The 18579-nt window shown below is 28.3% G+C and carries 21 protein-coding genes; 7 read left to right on the forward strand and 14 right to left on the reverse strand.

Going from position 1 to position 18579, the window contains the following annotated elements; translation table 11 throughout:
• Window positions 1-103: 103 nt before the first annotated feature.
• Window positions 104-1291, reverse strand: a complete 1188-nt coding sequence (locus ACIQ56_RS05615) for a serine hydrolase domain-containing protein (protein ID WP_397600091.1) — start codon at window positions 1289-1291, stop codon at window positions 104-106.
• 217 nt (window positions 1292-1508) lie between these two features.
• Here ACIQ56_RS05615 and ACIQ56_RS05620 point away from each other — a divergent pair, with 217 nt between their 5' ends.
• Window positions 1509-2399, forward strand: coding sequence for a DNA adenine methylase (locus ACIQ56_RS05620; RefSeq protein WP_397600092.1), 891 nt, complete (start codon window positions 1509-1511; stop codon window positions 2397-2399).
• On the opposite strand, the gene ACIQ56_RS05625 is transcribed toward ACIQ56_RS05620, so the two are convergent.
• From ACIQ56_RS05625 to ACIQ56_RS05655, 7 genes are all read right to left on the reverse strand, one after another.
• Window positions 2396-3187, reverse strand: coding sequence for a carbon-nitrogen hydrolase family protein (locus ACIQ56_RS05625; protein ID WP_397600093.1), 792 nt, complete (start codon window positions 3185-3187; stop codon window positions 2396-2398). The genes ACIQ56_RS05620 and ACIQ56_RS05625 overlap by 4 nt on opposite strands.
• A gap of 36 nt (window positions 3188-3223) precedes the next feature.
• Window positions 3224-3766 (reverse strand): DUF4337 domain-containing protein, encoded by a 543-nt coding sequence (locus ACIQ56_RS05630; protein ID WP_397600094.1) that lies wholly within the window; start codon window positions 3764-3766, stop codon window positions 3224-3226.
• A gap of 138 nt (window positions 3767-3904) precedes the next feature.
• Complete coding sequence (locus ACIQ56_RS05635) at window positions 3905-4696, reverse strand: substrate-binding periplasmic protein (RefSeq protein WP_397600095.1); 792 nt, start codon at window positions 4694-4696, stop codon at window positions 3905-3907.
• A 118-nt stretch (window positions 4697-4814) separates the two neighbouring features.
• Window positions 4815-5894 carry a hypothetical protein gene (locus ACIQ56_RS05640; RefSeq protein WP_397600096.1) on the reverse strand — a complete coding sequence of 360 codons (1080 nt, stop codon included), beginning with the start codon at window positions 5892-5894 and terminating at the stop codon, window positions 4815-4817.
• On the reverse strand, window positions 5891-6607 hold the full coding sequence (locus tag ACIQ56_RS05645) for an ATP-binding cassette domain-containing protein (RefSeq protein ID WP_397600097.1): 717 nt from the start codon (window positions 6605-6607) through the stop codon (window positions 5891-5893). The genes ACIQ56_RS05640 and ACIQ56_RS05645 overlap by 4 nt, the downstream gene beginning before the upstream one ends.
• Window positions 6608-6609: 2 nt before the next feature.
• On the reverse strand, window positions 6610-6984 hold the full coding sequence (locus ACIQ56_RS05650; RefSeq protein WP_397600098.1) for a GntR family transcriptional regulator: 375 nt from the start codon (window positions 6982-6984) through the stop codon (window positions 6610-6612).
• 242 nt (window positions 6985-7226) lie between these two features.
• On the reverse strand, window positions 7227-8213 hold the full coding sequence (locus tag ACIQ56_RS05655; protein WP_397600099.1) for a hydrolase: 987 nt from the start codon (window positions 8211-8213) through the stop codon (window positions 7227-7229).
• 110 nt (window positions 8214-8323) lie between these two features.
• Here ACIQ56_RS05655 and ACIQ56_RS05660 point away from each other — a divergent pair, with 110 nt between their 5' ends.
• Together ACIQ56_RS05660 and ACIQ56_RS05665 are read left to right on the forward strand one after the other, a co-directional pair.
• Window positions 8324-8665 (forward strand): hypothetical protein, encoded by a 342-nt coding sequence (locus tag ACIQ56_RS05660; RefSeq protein ID WP_397600100.1) that lies wholly within the window; start codon window positions 8324-8326, stop codon window positions 8663-8665.
• Window positions 8628-8945: a hypothetical protein gene (locus tag ACIQ56_RS05665; protein ID WP_397600101.1), complete on the forward strand. Its 318-nt coding sequence runs from the start codon at window positions 8628-8630 to the stop codon at window positions 8943-8945. The genes ACIQ56_RS05660 and ACIQ56_RS05665 overlap by 38 nt, the downstream gene beginning before the upstream one ends.
• A gap of 150 nt (window positions 8946-9095) precedes the next feature.
• On the opposite strand, the gene ACIQ56_RS05670 is transcribed toward ACIQ56_RS05665, so the two are convergent.
• Together ACIQ56_RS05670 and ACIQ56_RS05675 are read right to left on the reverse strand one after the other, a co-directional pair.
• Complete coding sequence (locus tag ACIQ56_RS05670) at window positions 9096-9944, reverse strand: transporter substrate-binding domain-containing protein (RefSeq protein ID WP_397600102.1); 849 nt, start codon at window positions 9942-9944, stop codon at window positions 9096-9098.
• 173 nt (window positions 9945-10117) lie between these two features.
• Window positions 10118-11002 (reverse strand): biosynthetic peptidoglycan transglycosylase, encoded by an 885-nt coding sequence (locus tag ACIQ56_RS05675; protein WP_397600103.1) that lies wholly within the window; start codon window positions 11000-11002, stop codon window positions 10118-10120.
• Window positions 11003-11086: 84 nt separating this feature from the next.
• On the opposite strand from ACIQ56_RS05675, the gene ACIQ56_RS05680 reads away from it, so the two are divergent.
• Window positions 11087-12616 carry a leucyl aminopeptidase family protein gene (locus ACIQ56_RS05680; RefSeq protein ID WP_397600104.1) on the forward strand — a complete coding sequence of 510 codons (1530 nt, stop codon included), beginning with the start codon at window positions 11087-11089 and terminating at the stop codon, window positions 12614-12616.
• A gap of 41 nt (window positions 12617-12657) precedes the next feature.
• Here the strand turns inward: ACIQ56_RS05680 and ACIQ56_RS05685 are convergent, their stop codons facing one another.
• The 3 genes from ACIQ56_RS05685 to rplM all read right to left on the reverse strand — a co-directional run bounded on the left by ACIQ56_RS05685 (window position 12658) and on the right by rplM (window position 15001).
• Window positions 12658-13617, reverse strand: a complete 960-nt coding sequence (locus ACIQ56_RS05685) for a hypothetical protein (RefSeq protein WP_397600105.1) — start codon at window positions 13615-13617, stop codon at window positions 12658-12660.
• Window positions 13618-14134: 517 nt separating this feature from the next.
• Window positions 14135-14530, reverse strand: coding sequence for a 30S ribosomal protein S9 (rpsI, locus tag ACIQ56_RS05690; protein ID WP_153419790.1), 396 nt, complete (start codon window positions 14528-14530; stop codon window positions 14135-14137).
• Window positions 14531-14557: 27 nt separating this feature from the next.
• Window positions 14558-15001 (reverse strand): 50S ribosomal protein L13, encoded by a 444-nt coding sequence (gene rplM, locus ACIQ56_RS05695; protein WP_153419792.1) that lies wholly within the window; start codon window positions 14999-15001, stop codon window positions 14558-14560.
• 312 nt (window positions 15002-15313) lie between these two features.
• Between rplM and ACIQ56_RS05700 the strand changes: the two genes are divergently transcribed.
• The gene (locus ACIQ56_RS05700) at window positions 15314-16372 is read left to right on the forward strand and encodes a hypothetical protein (protein WP_397600106.1); all 1059 of its coding nucleotides are present in this window, start codon (window positions 15314-15316) and stop codon (window positions 16370-16372) included.
• Here the strand turns inward: ACIQ56_RS05700 and ACIQ56_RS05705 are convergent.
• Window positions 16341-17126 carry a segregation and condensation protein A gene (locus ACIQ56_RS05705; RefSeq protein WP_397600107.1) on the reverse strand — a complete coding sequence of 262 codons (786 nt, stop codon included), beginning with the start codon at window positions 17124-17126 and terminating at the stop codon, window positions 16341-16343. The genes ACIQ56_RS05700 and ACIQ56_RS05705 overlap by 32 nt on opposite strands.
• Window positions 17127-17314: 188 nt before the next feature.
• Here ACIQ56_RS05705 and ACIQ56_RS05710 point away from each other — a divergent pair, with 188 nt between their 5' ends.
• On the forward strand, window positions 17315-17764 hold the full coding sequence (locus ACIQ56_RS05710; RefSeq protein ID WP_397600108.1) for a hypothetical protein: 450 nt from the start codon (window positions 17315-17317) through the stop codon (window positions 17762-17764).
• On the forward strand, window positions 17757-18579 hold an 823-nt coding region (locus ACIQ56_RS05715; protein WP_397600109.1), incomplete at its 3' end, for a glycosyltransferase family 9 protein. The genes ACIQ56_RS05710 and ACIQ56_RS05715, both read left to right, overlap by 8 nt.

Genomic DNA, 18579 nt, shown 5'->3' on the forward strand with positions numbered 1-18579 from the left:
TGAAGTTTACTACAATCGTGTTAGAAAGCATTCGTCGAATGGATATCTGTCTCCAGTTATATTTGAAATAACTAGACCAATGAAAAAGGTCGGTTAATTGTGTCTATAAAATTGGGGGAAGATCACCATTATCAGAATTTGTCATTACAATAAGACCATCCATAAGCTTTTTTTCATTATTTTTATTTGAATTATTCACAAATGCATACATTATTGAATTAAAACCATCATTACTACCACCATGCCCAAAGGATAAAACTTTTTTGTTTTTTATAATTTCAAATCCAAGGCCATATTGAGAAGGTTCTTGGGCAATAAATATTTGTTTAGTTAAATTTTTATCTAAACTTAATATATTTGAATCTCCATAATAGATACCCATCAAATGTATCAATGAGTTTGCTAAGTCACTAGGATTCGTCCATAAACCAGCCGCCGCAATTTCTGGATAATTGTGATATTTAGAAGGATATGGAACACCATCTTTGTTGTGTGCACTACTTACAAGGGGATCATTATTTTCCAATAAAGGTTGTTGAAATGAGCTTGAATTCATGTTTAATTTTTTTAAAATATTGCTGTCCATCCAAGATGCAAAATTTTCTCTAACAATACTTTCCATTGCTAATTGTAAAATACTTGTACCTCCCCCAGAATAAGAAAAAGATTTTCCAGGGGTATTAATGACATCTATAGCATCCGTTTCAATAAATGGTTTTTTTCCATTTAAAACATCTATAATAGTTGGAAAAGGTTTAACAGATCTTTCAATTCCAGGAAACCCGTGCACATTTATTCCTGCCGTATGTGACATAAGCATTCTTGCTGTCACAGGAGTAATTTTTGTATATTTATTTAAAGATATTTTCCAACCAACTAAATATTTATTTATATCGCTATCTAAATTAAATTTATTTTCACTTGCTAAAATCAATCCACCTAAAACAGCAAAAGGTTTACTAATTGAAGCTGCTTGCATAAGATCATGAGTATAAAGCTTTTCTTTTGTCTGAGAGTCTTTGTAACCATATGATTTTATCCAAGCTATTTTCCCGTTATGAATCGCTGCAATACTAATTCCTGGAATTTTAAATTTTTTCATTTCATCATATATAGAATATTTTTTAGACATTTGATCTTTTAAAACATAATTATCTCTTAAATTATTTTCGAATTTTTCTAAATTTAATATTTCAGATTTTTGAATAAAAGGTGTTTCTGTAGGAATGTCATTTTGACCATAACTATTACCAGAACTAAAAAAAACTGCAGCAAATAAAATTTTTTTCATTTAAATTTTCCAGAAAATGAAGAATATAAAATTATCGCTAATTTTTATATTAGCATTGTTATTTTATTATAAAAATATTAAAATGACAATAAATTTAATGCGCTTCAATTTTAAATTATTTTTTGATCAATATATATGCATTTGACTTTTGTCTATTAATTTATTTTAATTATAATTAAGTCCTATTTTGGGTTTTAGGAATGAAAGGTAATCATTTATGTTGCATTTTAATTATGATAATAAAGCAAAACCAATATTAAAATGGGCTGGAGGAAAATCAAGTATCCTTCTTGAATTATTTGATTTTTTTCCAAAAAAATTCAATCGATATTTTGAACCGTTTTTAGGTGGTGGAGCTGTTTTTCTTTCTTTAAATAAAAATTTTACAAACGCCGTTATTAACGATATGAATAAAGATATATATACATTATATAAATCAATACGAAATAATCCTAATGAATTAATGCAAGAGTTAGACAAATTAGAAATAAAATACTCTGAAGAATTTTACTATGATCTTCGAAAACATATCCCTGAAACAGATTTAGAAAGAGCAGCAAGAACTCTTTTTTTGAATAAAACAGGATTTAATGGGCTTTACAGGTTAAATTCTAAAGGTCACTTCAATGTCCCTTTCGGTAAAAGAGAAAAATGTCCATCTTTATACGATAAAAAAAATTTTATCGAAGTATCAGCTCGATTAAAAAAATCTATTTTAACAAATTCTGATTTTGAAAACATTATTGATAGTGCCGAATATGGAGATTTTATTTATTGTGATCCCCCCTATGAACCCCTTACTGCTTCCTCTTCATTTAATTCCTACAACAGTGGGGGTTTTTCATTTTTGGATCAAGAAAGATTATTTCATTCTTGCAAAAGAGCTGTTGAAAAAGGAGTCACTGTCATAATATCAAATTCAAATTCACCAAAAATAATTGATTTATATAAAGACTGGGATATTCATAAAATTAAAGTAAAAAGAATGATTAATTCTAAAGGTGACGGTAGAGGAAAAATTGAAGAAGTTATCATAAATATGAAAAATAAGAATTTGATTTCTAACTTGCCATTGTCAAAGAACATGGAAAACACAATTTTTGATTAAGAATCACTAATGACATCGGTTGAAATATTTTCTGTTGAAATCAAAATTGTATTCTCATCTTGGATAGAATCCAAATCTTTTAATTCGGCTAAATATATTCCCATTGTTTCATTACCAGAAACCATAAGTCGACCATCTGGTGCAAATATGGAACTATCTCCAGAAAAAGACATTCCAGAATGAGCTCCAATATAATTAGAAATCAATATATAAATTTTATTTTCAATAGCTCTTTCAGAAAAATAATTTGATTCTACTTTCATATATCCACCTTTGATAAAAGCTCCCAAAATTAAATAAACTTGAGCTCCTGCAAAAGTCATTTCTTTTGCGTGTTCTGGATAATAAGAATCATAACTTATGGCTACTGAAAAAATCCAATTATCAATTTTAAATATAAAGCCCTGTTTTCCTAATAAAAATATTTCTTTTTCAGAACTATCTAAATAATGCTTATCATAAATTCCAATAATTTCTCCAACGTCATTAATAATTAGAGCACTATTAGAGATACCATCTTCTCGTTGTATGCAAACGCCTAATACCGCGTATATTTTAAGTCGACGACAAGCATTTAACAAGTAAGCAAGCCCATCACCTTTTTCATTTATAGAACATCTTCCTTCTTCAACCAAAATTAAATCATAGCCAGTTATTGAGAGCTCGGGAAACAAAACAAGCCTTACTTGTTTTTGTGCAGCCTCTTCTAATAAAGAAACAATAATTTTTAAGTTGTGTCCAAAATTTCCTGCAATAGCATTGAATTGAGCTGTTGCTACTTTTAGCATATTGTTCCTTATATTTTGCTATGCTTATATAAAAGACTATATATTTATTAAGCCAATACTAAGAAAAATTATTCCAATAATAGCAAAAACCATACTTAAATACCAAAAACTTCTTTTTTTAATTAGGATTGCAAAAGCTGTCATTCCAATTGCTATTTGAAATAATGTAACAGCTCTTGAATAAGAAATGTGCTTTTTTAAATGCACTTCAGAAGCAATTTCTTTTTCTTTTGCTTTTTCAGATATTTGTGCGATTTCTAATTTATAATTTTCAATTTTACTTAATGAATTTTTATCTGGTTTTACTTTTAAAGATTTCTGCAAATCAACTTTAGATTCAGCAATATTCATTTTTATACTTTTTGCTTGGTAATAAGACCATTGATCTGAAGCTTTAATTTGTTCAATCATTGCTTCATTAGAATGATAACCTGCTAGTAAAGCAGCGGTAGCAGCAAAAATAGCATAAAAAGCAGAAGTTATTGCATAAAGCATAATATTTTTTTCGTTAGATTTATGCAAAATTTCGTGATTTATATGCTCTTTTACTTTTTCAGTATGATCTTCTATCATTTCCATAGAAACACCTTTAAAAATTATTTGTTTAATTTATCCAAAATTATATTAGCATAAAAATAAAAATAGGATCAATTCACTATAATTCATATTTTTTAATAATTTCATTTAACTATTTATCAAAATCTAAATTTAAAAAATTTAATATTTGGAATTAATTTTATCCATAATTTTTTTATTCGTAGTTATTTTTTTTATTTCGTTCCAAAAAAGTATTTTTTGTTCATTTGTAAAAATTGATTTTTTTGAAAATGGAATATAGTAAGACTTCATTACGTAACTTTTATTATGAATTTTAACTTTTTTTAAAATTTCTTTATTTCTATTTAATTCACTTTTGAAAGCAATATAAGCAACAAGACTTCCTTCCTTATCCCTTATTAATTTTTTAACATTAATCAAATCACTTTTACTAATTTCCAAATCATCATTATGGAAAATTTTTTCAAGCTCAGGAACAACAGAATATCCTCGAGACACTCTTACAGGTCGAGGAAGTTCTAAAGGCTTTCCATCGTATTCAAATTTGTTGGTTTTAAGTGTAATAACAATATATCCTGAACATGCTAATTTATAATCTGAAGAACAAGGTTTTGGTTCTAATGGCCCTGAGTTTGGTGGGTAATCTAAAAAAAGTGATCTTTCATCATTATAAGAAGCATTCATTGCAGCATCCATTTGTCCTTTTTGAACCATTTGAATACAACGACTCCAGGGCATTATTTCAAATTTTAAATTAATGTTTAACTTCCCTTTCAAGTTATGAATCACCATATTTAAAATATCAAATTCAATGCCTTTAATTGATCCTTTTTCTATTATTATAAATGGAAATTGTTCGTTATCATCAGCGCATACATTTAAAGCAATACTTTCAGCATATACCTTTATATTTAAAAAAATAAGGATACATATTAAAAATATTAAATTCATTAATACTTCCTATTAAAATGATATAATCTAAATTTAGAGATATCATATAATATGTTTATTTATAAATTAACTCAATACCATTTTTTTGTTTATTTATAATTTGATTATTTTAATTTTTTTAAAAAATAGAGTTTTGTGGTATCTGAAATGTATTGATATCACCCCATTTTCTAATTAAAGAAATAGCAAGAGTACTAACTTCTTCATTTCCGCTTCTGGCAAGAAAGACAACTCGATTAAAAAATAAGGGTTGAATTGCTCCGTCTAAAATTTCCAAAGCATAAATTTGCTCGGACTCACGATTTGAGTTTATATATTGCTGAATTCGATCTTGATTCCAATTTTTAGGAAAATTGGATACTAAGTCTGCTAATTTATGACAATTCAAAGAACAATTATCTTCTTTTAAAAAAATAGTTTCCATTTTCTCAAGAAGTTTATCATCATATTTTGTTGGAATAAAAACTTTTAAAGGTGAATTTGATAAATCATTGCCACCTAATGACCAATCAACAACAAAGTTTTTTCCAATAAAAGCTTTTTCTTCAAGTAAATTTTCTGCTACATTTAATTGTAAACTGTATATTGGAATATTTAATGAAAATTCAAATATTTTTAGTTTAAAAACACTTCCAACACCAATGATTAAAAAGCTGCAAATAAAAGGTATTAATACCGTTTTTAATTTAGAAGATCTTTTTGATGATAAATAATAATAACATAAAGATAAACAGATTATAGTAACTGCTATTTCATAAAATGTAAAAGAAGAAATTAAATAAGAAATTAAATAAAGAAGAATTATCCAACCAAAAAAACCTGACAAGCTAACTGCAATAATGGAACTTAATGCAAAAATAGAAGAAATTCTAATTGCATCTGCAATGCTATTTATAAAATCATAAGTATGATTTTTCTTAAAAAATGTTAATAAGAATATAATTAATATACTAAATAAAAAAGGTATTATGACTCTTAATAAATACCTTCCAGAAAACGATAAGGGCAAAGAATCAAAAAAATACCAGGTTTTTTCTTTACGTGGAGCAATATTCCATTCGTAAAAAAACAAAATAAGAAATAAAAATGGAAGGAAAGACCAAAAACCACCATAATAAATACCTAAGCAGGTTCCTAAAATACAAATGAATATATATGACCAGTATTGTTTAAACAAAAAAGCAAATATGGATCTCACAAAACAGACCCCTTCCTCTCATAAATTCGAACAATTTCTTCAAAGCTAGTATTATGCTGTTCCTTTATGCTATCAAGTGAACTTTGCAAGATAACTTCGCCTTTTTTCAAAAGAATAATGTCACTTGCATAACGTTCAATATCCTCTATCATATTCGTAGCAACAACAACTTGAGCCCCTGTATCAAAAGAATAAGAATCTAATTTCTTAAAAATAGCTCTTCTTGAATCTGTATCTAGATCATTTGTTACTTCATCTAATAAAATGACTTTTGGACTTCGCGGTAAACTTAATAATATTCTTAATCGAACTTGTTCACCGCGAGACATTTTTTCTACTTTTTTATGTGTAGGAATAGATAAGTCTTTTAATAATTCTAGTTCAATTTCTTTATTCCAATTTTTACAAATGGAACGGAATAAGTCTAAATGATCTTTTGCAGTCAAATTTCGATATAATTCTAACCCCCAAGAAAGCAAATGAATTTTTTCTTTGAGATCTTCATAGTGTATAAAAACATCTTTTTGATCATAAAAAATGGAGCCAATGCTTGATTTTTCAAGCCCTGCAGCCAATTTTAATAATGAAGATTTTCCAGCTCCATTATGACCAACTAACGCCGTAATTCCTGGAGAATGAAATTTCAATTCTGGAATTTTTAATCTAATAGCTCCATTTTTTCCATAAAGGACTAAATCATTTACTTCAATCATTTTTATTGTACACTCCAACATTCTTCCACAAGGATGCCGAATCTATCTTTTTCAATTCCAAGCTCTTTGGCATGACTTACTACGTTACTTAAACCTGTTTTAATTAAATCTTCTTTTTGTATTTGAGTTAAAGAAATAATTCCTTCCGACACAAAAGCTCCCACTCCTCTTCGAATGACAATAAACTTTTCAACTTCCAAAATTTTAAGAGCTTTTTGAATAGTCAAAGAATTCACTTCTATCATTTCAGAAATTTCACGGACAGAAGGTAAAGGAGTGCCTGCAATAATGCTACCAGATAATATTTGATTTCTCATCTGTTCAACTATCTGAGCATAAAGCGGCGTTGAGGAATGTGGATTAACTTGAAGCCTCATTTTTAGGCATTCTCCTCTTAGGTGATATACATCTCTATATAAGTATATCACTAGACATAAAAAAGCAAGCACGTATTCTATACGTTTTTTTTATTAGGTTAATATTCTAAAATTATTAAAAATATTCTATAAAAATATTTTAATAGATAAATAATCTTGATTTATTTCAAAATTGAATTCAACTTTAATTTTAATATTTATTCTTTTCTTCTTATTATAAAATATAAATTACATATTAATTTTTATCTTAGATATTCATTAAAATAATTTAAAATTCGATCTTCAAGCCAATAATTGGGAAAAAAAGGGATAGATCCTGATACAAATCCGACATGCCCACCCTTTTCAGTTAATTCAAATGTAATTGAATTTGATAGCTCATTCATATTAGGAATACATGTAGGAGTCATAAAAGGATCATCTTTTGAATGAATAATTAAAGTTGGAGTTTTAATTTTAGATAAAAATTGTCGAGGACTTGATTTTGCATAATAATCATTTACATTTTTAAATCCATGAATTTTAGCTGTAACTTTATCATCAAATTCCCAAAAATTCTTTAAACTTTTAATTGCGCTTTCATCAATACAAACCCCTATGGTGTTACTTTTTTTAATAAAACTATCTTTTAGAGATTTTAATAACCACCACTGATATATTCTTGAAAAACCTTTATTCATTGTATCTGCAGTAGTTGCAAGTTCAAAAGGAACAGAAGTTGCAGCTGCCGATTTTATTAAATTATTTTCAGGATTTTCATCAAGCCATTTTAATAATACGCTTCCTCCTAAAGAAAATCCTGCAATAAAAATATTCTCCGTAATATTCCATTTATTTTTAATATGATGAATAAAATAATTTAAGTCTTCTGTATCACCCGCATGATAAGCTCGTTCATATTTATTAGGTAATCCAGCACAACCTCTAAAATGCATACAAACTGCTCTATAATTACATTCCTGTGCTTTTTTCATTAATCGTTGAATATAAGGCGAAGAAGAAGATCCTTCAAGACCATGTAATAAAATTAAAAGAGGCTTTTTTTCTAATTTATTTATTATCCAATCAACTTGAATAAAATCACCATCAGGTAATGTTATATTTTCACGATAAAGAGGAAGCTTTAATTTTTTTGGAAAAAAAACAGGAAATAATGTTTGAATATGTTTATTTTTTGCCCACCATGCAGGTCTAAAATTATTTGCAGTGTTTATTTTTTTAAGATTCAAAATTTATAACTCCACTCTAATAATAATTAAAATGACAAAGTGCTGACACTTTATCAATTGAATATGAAATCATAAAATAGAATTTATTGCTAATATACTGAGGTTTCTAAATGCAGGATTTTGAAAATGAAATTAAATCAGATTCAGATTATAAATCTATTTATCAACTACTTACTTTTAAAAGCTTCCCAAATTCAATACTCTGTAAAGTTATGAATGTTTTTGAAAAATATAGAATGAGTCATAAGTATGGTTGGTCGCGTCCATGGAATAAAGAAAATTTAACCATTTTTAAAAGCTTTAGATGGTACCCATTTGAGGATGAAGATATTTATAAATTAGTTAGCCAATTTTTATTACAAAACATAAATATTTTTGATGAAAATAATGAAGATTTTGTTAGAGATTTATTAAATGATAGAAAAATACAAGCATTTTTTGTTCTTTCATGACAGCAATTCACATTATTCTAATTTAGAAGGAATTACGATAAGCCTTGGAAGAATATCTGCAAGAGGATCAAGATTTAGAGACAGAATTGATATTATTTTAGAAGCAAATGTCTGTAATAAAATTTCTACCCAGAAATTAGATAAGGTAAGAATTATTTCGGATCCATATTTGGGTTCAAAAAAATTTCCTACTCCCATTTTTATTACGAATAAAGATATAAAAAATTTTCAATTATTAGAAAAATTATTAGAAATTAGTATAAATAAATTTTCATATTAGAAAGGATCTGAAAGAGAGTGGCATCATTGGTCACAAAAATATATTTATTATTTTGGAGAAAGAAAAAATGAACCTATAAATTCTTTATTTATTCATAAAGTTTATTTGGATCAAAAAAATATTATTCATTCCGAATTAAAAAATATTTAATTAATTTGCTACTTGAGATCTCCAAACCTGATCTTCAAAATAAAACTTTTTAGATTTATTATAACCACCATTTTCTCTCCATTGCTTTAAAAAGACATTAAAACTTTTCATTAATTCATAATCGTCTTTTCTTCCTGCAACTGAAAAACTGTCAGATATAATTTTTGTAGGTAAAATAATAAATTTATTTTTATTTCCTTTATCCATTAGATCGACATAAGTGGAATCGGAAACAAAAGCATTTGCTCTTCCTTGCATAACAGCAAGAACTAAATCTGAGTCTTGATCAAATTTTAGGATTTGCGCATTTTTTAAAGTTTTAGATAAATAAATATCGCTTGTATAACCAGTTTTTACAGCAATTTTAAGGCCTTTTTTATCTAATGAAGAAAGATCTTTAAATTCCAATTTATTTTTTTCATTATTTTTTACAGCAATACTTAAACCACTTGTGAAAGTAGAATCACTAAATAAAACCATTACTTTTCTTTCAGGAGTAACAGTCATTCCGGCTGCAATCATATCGCATTTTCCAGATATTAATGCAGGAATAATCCCATCAAAACTAATTTGAACCATTTTTAATCCAACGGATAATGATTTAGAAAATTCTTTCATCATATCAATATCAAAACCCATCCATTCGCCTTTTTGTGTTTTCATTTCAAATGGCAAAAATCCGGCATCAGAACAAACTTTTAATGATTTTTCATTTTTAACTCTTTGTAAACTTAAATCTTCTTTTTTTGCTTCTTCTTGCCCTGGAGCTACAGCATATAAGTTAACAGCGGGAATTACTGATAGCAGTGAAAAAGTACGTAAGATGAACTTTAAATAACCTGTTTTCATTTTGATTCCTCTTATAAGAAGCCATAGCCGGAACGCATGAGGCAAGGACAATATTTTAGCATAAATACTCAATCAACAAACGATTCACTACATACATAAGCTTAGAAAGCTGGTCAAGCAAAACATGCCAAATGCCTGAACATTCAGAGATTGTTTTTAAAATATAACACTCCTTATTCATTATTTATATCATCATTATTGTCTTGATCGTCAATACTTTCATTAGAAGCGTCCCCTTGAATTTCTTTTGGCTCAATAATAATTTCAGGCTTAGGAACCTGCTGCGTAATTTGCGATCGTGGAACAAAACCAAAATCCATATTTTGAATTAATTGTTTTTCTTTCCTCGATGCAATTTGCATTTCCAAAATATTAAAATAAATTTTTTTATACCTTTGAATAAAGAATTGAGTTAATCTTTTTTTTTCTAAACTTTGATTCCACTTTTTAGGAGAAGGTAAAATTGCTATTAATGCAACACATTGTGAAGGAGATAATTTTTTTGAATCCACTTTAAAATATCGTCTTGAAGCCTCTTCTAACCCATAAGTATTCGGCCCAAATTCTACTATATTTAAATACCATTCAATTTGATTTTCTTTCGACATAACAGCATCTAACAAAAGCGCCCCAATAACTTCCCTTGTTTTTCTTACATAGCTCCTATTTCGAGATAAAAAAGCATTTTTAACAAGTTGTTGAGTTATTGTGCTGCCTCCTCGTTTTGTTTTTAAGCTTTTTTTGTTCTCATTTAATATCTTTTTAAGGCTTTCAAAATCAACGCCATTATGTTGATAAAAACGAGCATCTTCTGAGGCTACCAACGCCGCTTTACAAGAATTTGGAATATCTCTTTTTGGTGTCCAAGAAGTCGAAAAAATACTTGTAATTGGTCCCGTAATTCTTAAATATCTAGTGACCCCATCATCTTTGTAAGGAAAATAGATTAATAATCCAGAATATAATAAAAAGACCCATGGTATAAACCACAATATAAATATTAAAAAGCACCATAAAGGCAGGAGAAAAAACCAAAAATTAAAGGAGAAAATTCTCATTTAGATTCCTTGCTTATTTACAATATTTGTCGCATTATAGCGTTCTGAAATAACTACAACTACTTTATTTTAAAAGGAAATTTTATGTTACTACCCCAACTAAAACCACTTCATATAAGCCATCATAATTCAGGTGCAAATCTAAATGCAGATCTCGCTATCATTATAATAGATGAAGTAGACATAGAAAAGGGAAATATAAAATCAGCCGAGCTTCAAAAATTAGATTCCGAGTTTGGTGGCACAATTTCAAGTCTAATTTCATTTGGTGATTTTGAAGGAAAATGGCTACAAAACTCATGTTCAATTGCAAATATTCAAAAAATTGCAAAAAGAGTTTTATTACTTGGAGCAGGAAAAAAACAAAATTATACTGCAGCTCGAGCTCGCCAAATAGGAATAAAATCTGCTGAAATATCTTTATCAGCAAAATCTCAAACTGTTGCTTTTTATTCTTACTCCTCATTAATATCAACAAAGGAACAAATTGTTCAAAGCAGCCTTGGATTTAATATGGGTATGTATAAATATCCAAATTCAAATATGAAACCTGAAACGATTCAAGAAAACGAAAAACCGATTCAGCTTCATTTTATTAACTCTATTTCTGGATGCAAAGAAGCTTTAAACCAAGCTAAATATATTGAAGAATCCATTAATATTTGCCGCCTTCTCCAAGACGCTCCTCCAAATATTGGAACACCTAAATATGTCTCAGAACATATAATGGAAAAAGCAAAAAAAGCAGGTCTCCAAGTTGAAGTATGGGGAGCTCAAAAGCTTCGTGAAAAAGGGTTTCATGCTATGCTTGCTGTTGCAGGTGGAAGTGCCCAAGAACCTCAATTTGTTGTGGTAGAATACACGCCAAAAAATTATAAAAAAACAATTGCATTTGTAGGAAAAGGTTTGACTGTTGATACAGGTGGTTTTTCCATAAAGACACCTTCAACATCTCAAGAATCTATGAAATATGACATGTCAGGCTCGGCTGTTACTTTAAGTTCTATTTTAGCAATTGCAAAACTTCAATTGCCTGTCCGCGTTTTTGCAATAGGAGCTCTTTGCGAAAATATGATTGATGCACATGCTTATCGTGTTGGTGATGTTTTAACATCCTACTCAGGAAAAACAATTGAAGTTTTAAATACAGATGCAGAAGGACGCATTGTATTAAGTGATGCACTTCATTATGCTGCAAAAGATTTAAAACCTGATTATATCGTTGAGTTTTCAACTTTAACTGGAGCCATGATTACGACTTTTGGCCACATTGGTGCAGGAATCTTTGCTTTTGACAAGGAGTTAGAAAAAATTGTTATGGAAGCCTCAGACGCTACTGGTGAAAGAGCATACCCTCTCCCAATTTGGGATGAAGTTGCCGATGATACAAAAGGCTCCATTTCTGACCTAGCCAACATAGGTAACACAAGAGGCTCTGCTGGCAGTATGGTTGCTGCCGCATTTTTAAATGAGTTTGTAAATGATATTCCTTTTGTTCACATAGATATCGCTGGTGTTGCAAATGATAATCAATCTATTGGTTATCCTAAAAAACAAAGCGCTGGATATGGTGTTCAACTTGTAACTGAAATTGCTAAAATATTATCAAAATAGTCTAATGTAAGGCTAAATAATGAGTCTTACATTAGAATTAACTAAACATCTTTATTTTTAAATTCTAATTCATCTGGGTTTATGATATATTTATTATTAATTTCATTAAAATGAATAAGTACTTTTTTCTTATTATTTTTAATTTTATTATTTCTATTTACTTCTTCTGTTAAATTAATATCTATAGAGTAATATTTATTATTATTTTTAATTAACTTAACATCCGCTTTTTTATCATACAAAATACATTCTTGTTCCGTCTTTTCATCTGGGCTACAAACACCTCCATTATTATATTCTAATTGCATTTCAAAAACATCATAAATTTTATTATCTTTTGGTAAATATATATTTAATTCTGATTCTATTATACCACTAATCATCCATCCATAATTTAATACCCACCCTCTTTGTTTCTTTTTATTAAATTCAAAAGTTTTAACATGACTAGGAGCATTCCCACTATTTCCTCCTAAGATATAATCACTTTCAGATATTAAATTATAATTTTTATTCTCATATTTAAATTTAAATAATTTAAGAACACCATATGAACCATAGGAGATATATTGTTTTAAATTTTCATCAAGTGGAATCCCTGTAATTGATACATAAACAAATGTTTTTTTGTTTTCTTTATTTTCATAAACATTGTGTATATTAAGACAGAAGTCACCTTCTTCCTTATTTGATATTTTAATTTTCTTAAGATAACAATTATACTCAGGCACAAATAAAAGTGTTCTATTCTCAAACAAAATATTCTCCAAATGAATAATAGATACATTTTTAATTACATTTTTTATGTCACTAAATTCCGAAATAATTTCATTTTCTTTTACAAATTTTTTCTTCTCTATTTTAGCATTCTTTTTTTCTATATCTTGAGACACTTTATTGGAAAAATTTTTGCTAAAGTTTGTTTTGTATATTGAAAAAAACACCCCAATAAAAATTACTAGTACAAATGAAGAAAGTATTATCTTTTTTTTAGTATCCATTATAAGTAAGTTCCTTATTACTATTTAATAACAAAACTATTTTTAAATTATTGATTCTGGAATTCTTTCTGGACGAATATATTTTTTCAATTTTATATCGTATTTTATTATAAATTTCTTTTCTCTGATTTCTGATTTGTCATCTATATAATTATCATCATATGTATATTCAGGAGACAACTCATCCTCATCAAGAAATTCTTTAAACTCTAAAATAGAAAGAACAAATTGTAGCTAATGTTAAGATTAAAAATATTGGTATAAATATATTTTTTTTTAATTTCATTTGGTAAAATCCTATTACCTTTTAATTAAAGTTTATTTACTCTTTACTGAGTAATTTAATTATTTTTTAAAACTTTCTATAATTTCTTATGATTATATAAAATAAAGCTTCCCATTTTTATTACTTTTATTTTATAAAGATGCCATTTTCATTTCCTATAAAACAACAAACCCCCTTGCAAGAATATACCTGCAAGGGGGTTTGTAGAGTTGAATAACTCTCGAAACGCTCTTAACGCTTGGAGAATTGGAAACGAGCACGAGCAGAACGTAAACCATATTTTTTACGCTCTTTGATGCGCGCATCACGAGTAATAAGACTAGAAGCCTTAAGAATAGAACGGAATTCTGGGTTCATGTTAAGAAGCGCATGAGTAATACCATGACGGATTGCTCCCGCTTGACCAGAAAGACCACCACCAACAACAGTAACGCGGATATCAACCTTACCTAAAGTTTGAGTAAGATTTAAAGGTTGCTCAACAACCATGCGTGAAGTTGGACGCTTGAAATAATCTTCAAGAGTGCGGTGATTGATTGTGATAGCACCTTTGCCATCTCTTACCAAATAAACACGAGCGATAGATGTTTTACGTTTACCTACGCCAGATACATATTTAACTGCCATTTTAGGCTCCCTCATTTAAATCGCTTATTAGTTTTTAAGTGTACGCTCTGGTAATGCTTCCGGATTTTGAGCAGTATGTGGATGCTCAGCGCCAGCATATACTTTAAGGTGACGGTAGCACTCATTACCCAAACGATTGTGTGGAAGCATTCCCTTAACAGCTAGCTCTAATAAACGCTCTGGTTGAGAAGCGCGAATTTCAGCAGCAGTTTGGGTTTTAAGACCGCCAAAAAAGCCTGTGTGACGGTGGTAAAGCTTAGTAAGCTCTTTATTTGAAGAAAGAACTACTTTCTCAGCATTAATAACAATAACGTTATCACCCATGTCCATATGAGGCGTGAAAGTTGGCTTGTGTTTGCCGCGCAGAACATAAGCAATTTGAGTTGCTAAACGTCCAAGAGTTTTACCTTCAGCATCAACAATAAACCATTTCTTCTGAATTTCAGAAGCTTTGGCAGAATAAGTTTTCATATTAGATCTCCACAAAACAAAGACAGAATTTATCAATAAATTCTTGTAGTTATAATTCATTCTCTGCGAGTATGCCCTGTTTTAAACTTTTTTAGCTATATGGGGCGTTTCACAACGCAAGTAACTAAAATCATTCAAAAACATAACTACTTATGCCACACATCCCAAAAGGCGTGGAGTTCCTGTAGAAGCAGTGACACAACCTAGCATTCAGAGTAGAATATAGTTCAGTAGCATTAGCAACTTAACAATAGCATTACTCCTTGCGCAAAAATTTGCCGCAGTTGGTGCTTTATAACGGGAAGTTTAGTCGTGGTCAACAGTGAAAATTTAAATAACTCAATAAATCATTCAGTGAAAGTCTCGCCTTACCTTTCTTGCCTGAATTTCATTGTAAAAGCGTCATACAATCTTATAGATGGGGGCGAATCCCAATTTATCGATTTCATTCATGCTAAATCCATAAAACCAGATGATTCCAATTTAAATTTAATCAGAAAATTAATTGAAGAATTTGATTTTTCATTAGGAGTACCACTAGCAAGACAATATTTAAGCTATTTATTATTTAAAGATTTTAGCCAAACTTATATCGAATTAAACAAAGAAATTAAATCTATTTTAATATTAAATGCTAAAAAAGGGATCAATACTATAAATCAAATACCTTCTTCTACCGTTAAATGTTCTCGAGCTTTAATATTATTAGAACAAATAGAAAAAGACATAAATATTGATATTAATTTAGATTATGTCTTTGCTGAAGTAGAAAAAATTGCGTTATCTAATTTATCTTTAATCAAAGACAACTTATTTGCACCACTTACATTCTGGCAAGAAGATTCTATTAAATTTGGATTTTATTCATTGTTGAATAAATTAGAGGCTCTTTCAAATTCTTATTTTTATTTTTTAAATGTTAAAGATGAAAATTTCAAACTAAACTTACTTTCAATTAAAGAATCTATTTTAGATAATGATATAAATGATATTTATAATAAATCTATTTTCTTATCTAAACTTGTTAACTTAATAATAAAAAACCAAGTCAATCATAAAAATGAGATTAATTTTGAAAATAAATATTATGAAAATATACTTTTTATTGAAAGATTATCCTATCAATTATCAAGAAAAAATGAGTCTATAGAAAATATCAAATATTTAAAAGAAAAATTACAAAATCACATGGAAAACAATATTTGTTTAAATGAGCTAATAGACGAAGAAATACATAACATTAATAATTCAATATCTAAGGATAATATCACAAGAGCTCGTTTAGAAATCCGCCTAAATGATACCGAATATCCTTTAAGTGTGGCATATAGAGAATATATTAAATCTGCACTTCAATATCTTGAAGAGTAGAGGTGTCTTCATAAAACTTAATCCCTTTTGTTAACTCTACTTCCGAGAACATAGCACTTTGAAACAAGTTAACATGGTTTGCTTTACACAGTTCTAGAACAGCCATAAATACGACAATCAATTCATATCTAGATAAACAATCCAATATTAGAATTTTTAAGGTAACATTATCAAATTCTTCTAATTTCTTTTTAATCAATTCCATTTTTTGTTGAATAGTAATTTTTTGAGCACGAACAATTACTTTGGGTGTGGATTGATTTGAAAACTTTAACAAAACACGTTCCAAAGAAATAATTAAATCAAAAGGATTTCCCTTGATAGGGTGTTCAAATGCTGAGATTTCTTCATCCCTTCTTTTATACTCCCCAGAGGGAAATATATCCTGTGCCGTTGCATTTAGAGATTGTAAAACTTCGGAGGCCTTTTTTAAGGCTTCAAATTCCATTAATTGTTCAATCAACACCTTACGTGGATCTTCTTCGGAAACCTGATCTAAGGATTCTGGTTCTAAATGCGACTTATTTTGCAATACAGGAACTAATAAATTTGCTTTGATTTCAATCAGCTGCGCTGCCATTGCTAAATACTCACCGGCAGTTAAGAAGTCTAGCTCGGGTACCTGCCTTAAAAAACTAAGGTATTGTTCCGTTATAATAAAAATTGGGATATTAAAGATATTCAACTCCTGCGCTTTAATTAAGTGCAGAAGAAGATCTAAAGGACCATCAAAGTTTTCTAATCTAAGGTGCATTGATCTCTACCAGTTGTAAAACGATTTCATCCGAGCAATCATTTTGCTACTAAATGATCGTAATTGAGGATTAAACCTCTGTCGACGAAGGTGTAAAGTCTTTTGTGGCATAGTAAATTATTTTTGTCGCAATTTAGAGTTTTTAGTTGCACGATAATATTGCAAGTTACATGTATGAGGTGAATTCATTGCAAAAATATAAATTATTTTTAATTGGCATTGGTTTTTTTTGGATTTTCTCTTGGTGTATTTTCGGAAGTATTTTAGGTGCTCAAGTAAAACTCTTAAACTCAACAGCAGTCACACCCTCTGAATTTATGATATGGCAAAGAACCTTGTTACGTTCAGCACATGCTCATATGAATTCTATGGGTATTACAACGATTTTAATTGGATTATCAATTCCACACATTAAAAATATGATATCAGAGAAAAAAATAAAAATAATTATTTTAACGAATTTAGTATCTATTCCTATTTTTGGTTTTGGAATTATTTTAGAAGCTTTTTTTCCTGATATCATTGGAAAAATATCCCTTATATCCGCTATTTCTGCAATTGGAGGAATATTTTATATTTTAACAATGGCAATATGGTCTTCCTTATTTATATTTTCAGCTATGAAAAAAAATGGATAAAATGAATCATATAAAAGAACATATTATTGGTAATACCTATGAAAGAATTATTTTTATCACTAGGCTTAGTGCAATTGGAGATGTTATAATCTCAAGTCATACTATTGTAAAATTAATTATAAATGGCTACTATCCTGTATTTATAACTTCACATAGCACAAAAGATATAGCACTTCGAATAAATGGACTAGATGCTTTTATTTGTCATCAAAAAGGGAAAAATAATTTATATTATTTTAAAGGAAATGAAGTTGATGAAAAGAGTTTTTTAGAAAATATAAATAACTTAAAAACATTAAAAAAACATTTATATGTTGATTTACAAAAAACATCTCGAAGTAAGAGAGCTTTAAAATTCATTACAAATGATCTTAATATTAACTTTGAAAAAAAATACTTCATTTCTAAAATGACTTTATATCGATTTTTATTAGTTATTTTATCTTATTTTTCTTTTAAAAAAAAAATAAAAGATAAAAAATTAAAATTTAATAGAATTCATGAAACTCAAGAAAAACTAGTCAAAAAAATAATATTAAAAGATAAAAATTTTTATACAGAATTGAATAAAAATCACTACATTTTAAAAAATAACAATTCTTTTTTTAAAAATAATTTTGATTATATAACTATATTTCCAGGAGCTAGCGGCTTTATAAAAGCTTGGCCTAAGGAAAAATTTCGAGAATTGATTCAAAAAATAATAAACCAAACAAATTATCATATTATTATTTGTGGATTGACAAACGAAATATATCTTGGCGAGTATTTAGATTATCCTCAACAAACTAGAATTATAAATTTAGTAAACAAAA

The organism is Silvanigrella sp. (assembly GCF_044369315.1).
GTDB lineage: Bacteria > Bdellovibrionota_B > Oligoflexia > Silvanigrellales > Silvanigrellaceae > Silvanigrella.

Coding starts and splice junctions, on each gene's coding strand:
- ACIQ56_RS05615 (WP_397600091.1), bottom strand. CDS start 1,291: ATGAAAAAAATTTTATTTGCTGCAGTTTTTTTTAGTTCTGGTAATAGT.
- ACIQ56_RS05620 (WP_397600092.1), top strand. CDS start 1,509: ATGTTGCATTTTAATTATGATAATAAAGCAAAACCAATATTAAAATGG.
- ACIQ56_RS05625 (WP_397600093.1), bottom strand. CDS start 3,187: ATGCTAAAAGTAGCAACAGCTCAATTCAATGCTATTGCAGGAAATTTT.
- ACIQ56_RS05630 (WP_397600094.1), bottom strand. CDS start 3,766: ATGGAAATGATAGAAGATCATACTGAAAAAGTAAAAGAGCATATAAAT.
- ACIQ56_RS05635 (WP_397600095.1), bottom strand. CDS start 4,696: ATGAATTTAATATTTTTAATATGTATCCTTATTTTTTTAAATATAAAG.
- ACIQ56_RS05645 (WP_397600097.1), bottom strand. CDS start 6,607: ATGATTGAAGTAAATGATTTAGTCCTTTATGGAAAAAATGGAGCTATT.
- ACIQ56_RS05650 (WP_397600098.1), bottom strand. CDS start 6,984: ATGAGGCTTCAAGTTAATCCACATTCCTCAACGCCGCTTTATGCTCAG.
- ACIQ56_RS05660 (WP_397600100.1), top strand. CDS start 8,324: ATGCAGGATTTTGAAAATGAAATTAAATCAGATTCAGATTATAAATCT.
- ACIQ56_RS05665 (WP_397600101.1), top strand. CDS start 8,628: ATGATAGAAAAATACAAGCATTTTTTGTTCTTTCATGACAGCAATTCA.
- ACIQ56_RS05670 (WP_397600102.1), bottom strand. CDS start 9,944: ATGAAAACAGGTTATTTAAAGTTCATCTTACGTACTTTTTCACTGCTA.
- ACIQ56_RS05675 (WP_397600103.1), bottom strand. CDS start 11,002: ATGAGAATTTTCTCCTTTAATTTTTGGTTTTTTCTCCTGCCTTTATGG.
- ACIQ56_RS05680 (WP_397600104.1), top strand. CDS start 11,087: ATGTTACTACCCCAACTAAAACCACTTCATATAAGCCATCATAATTCA.
- ACIQ56_RS05685 (WP_397600105.1), bottom strand. CDS start 13,617: ATGGATACTAAAAAAAAGATAATACTTTCTTCATTTGTACTAGTAATT.
- rpsI (WP_153419790.1), bottom strand. CDS start 14,530: ATGGCAGTTAAATATGTATCTGGCGTAGGTAAACGTAAAACATCTATC.
- rplM (WP_153419792.1), bottom strand. CDS start 15,001: ATGAAAACTTATTCTGCCAAAGCTTCTGAAATTCAGAAGAAATGGTTT.
- ACIQ56_RS05705 (WP_397600107.1), bottom strand. CDS start 17,126: ATGCACCTTAGATTAGAAAACTTTGATGGTCCTTTAGATCTTCTTCTG.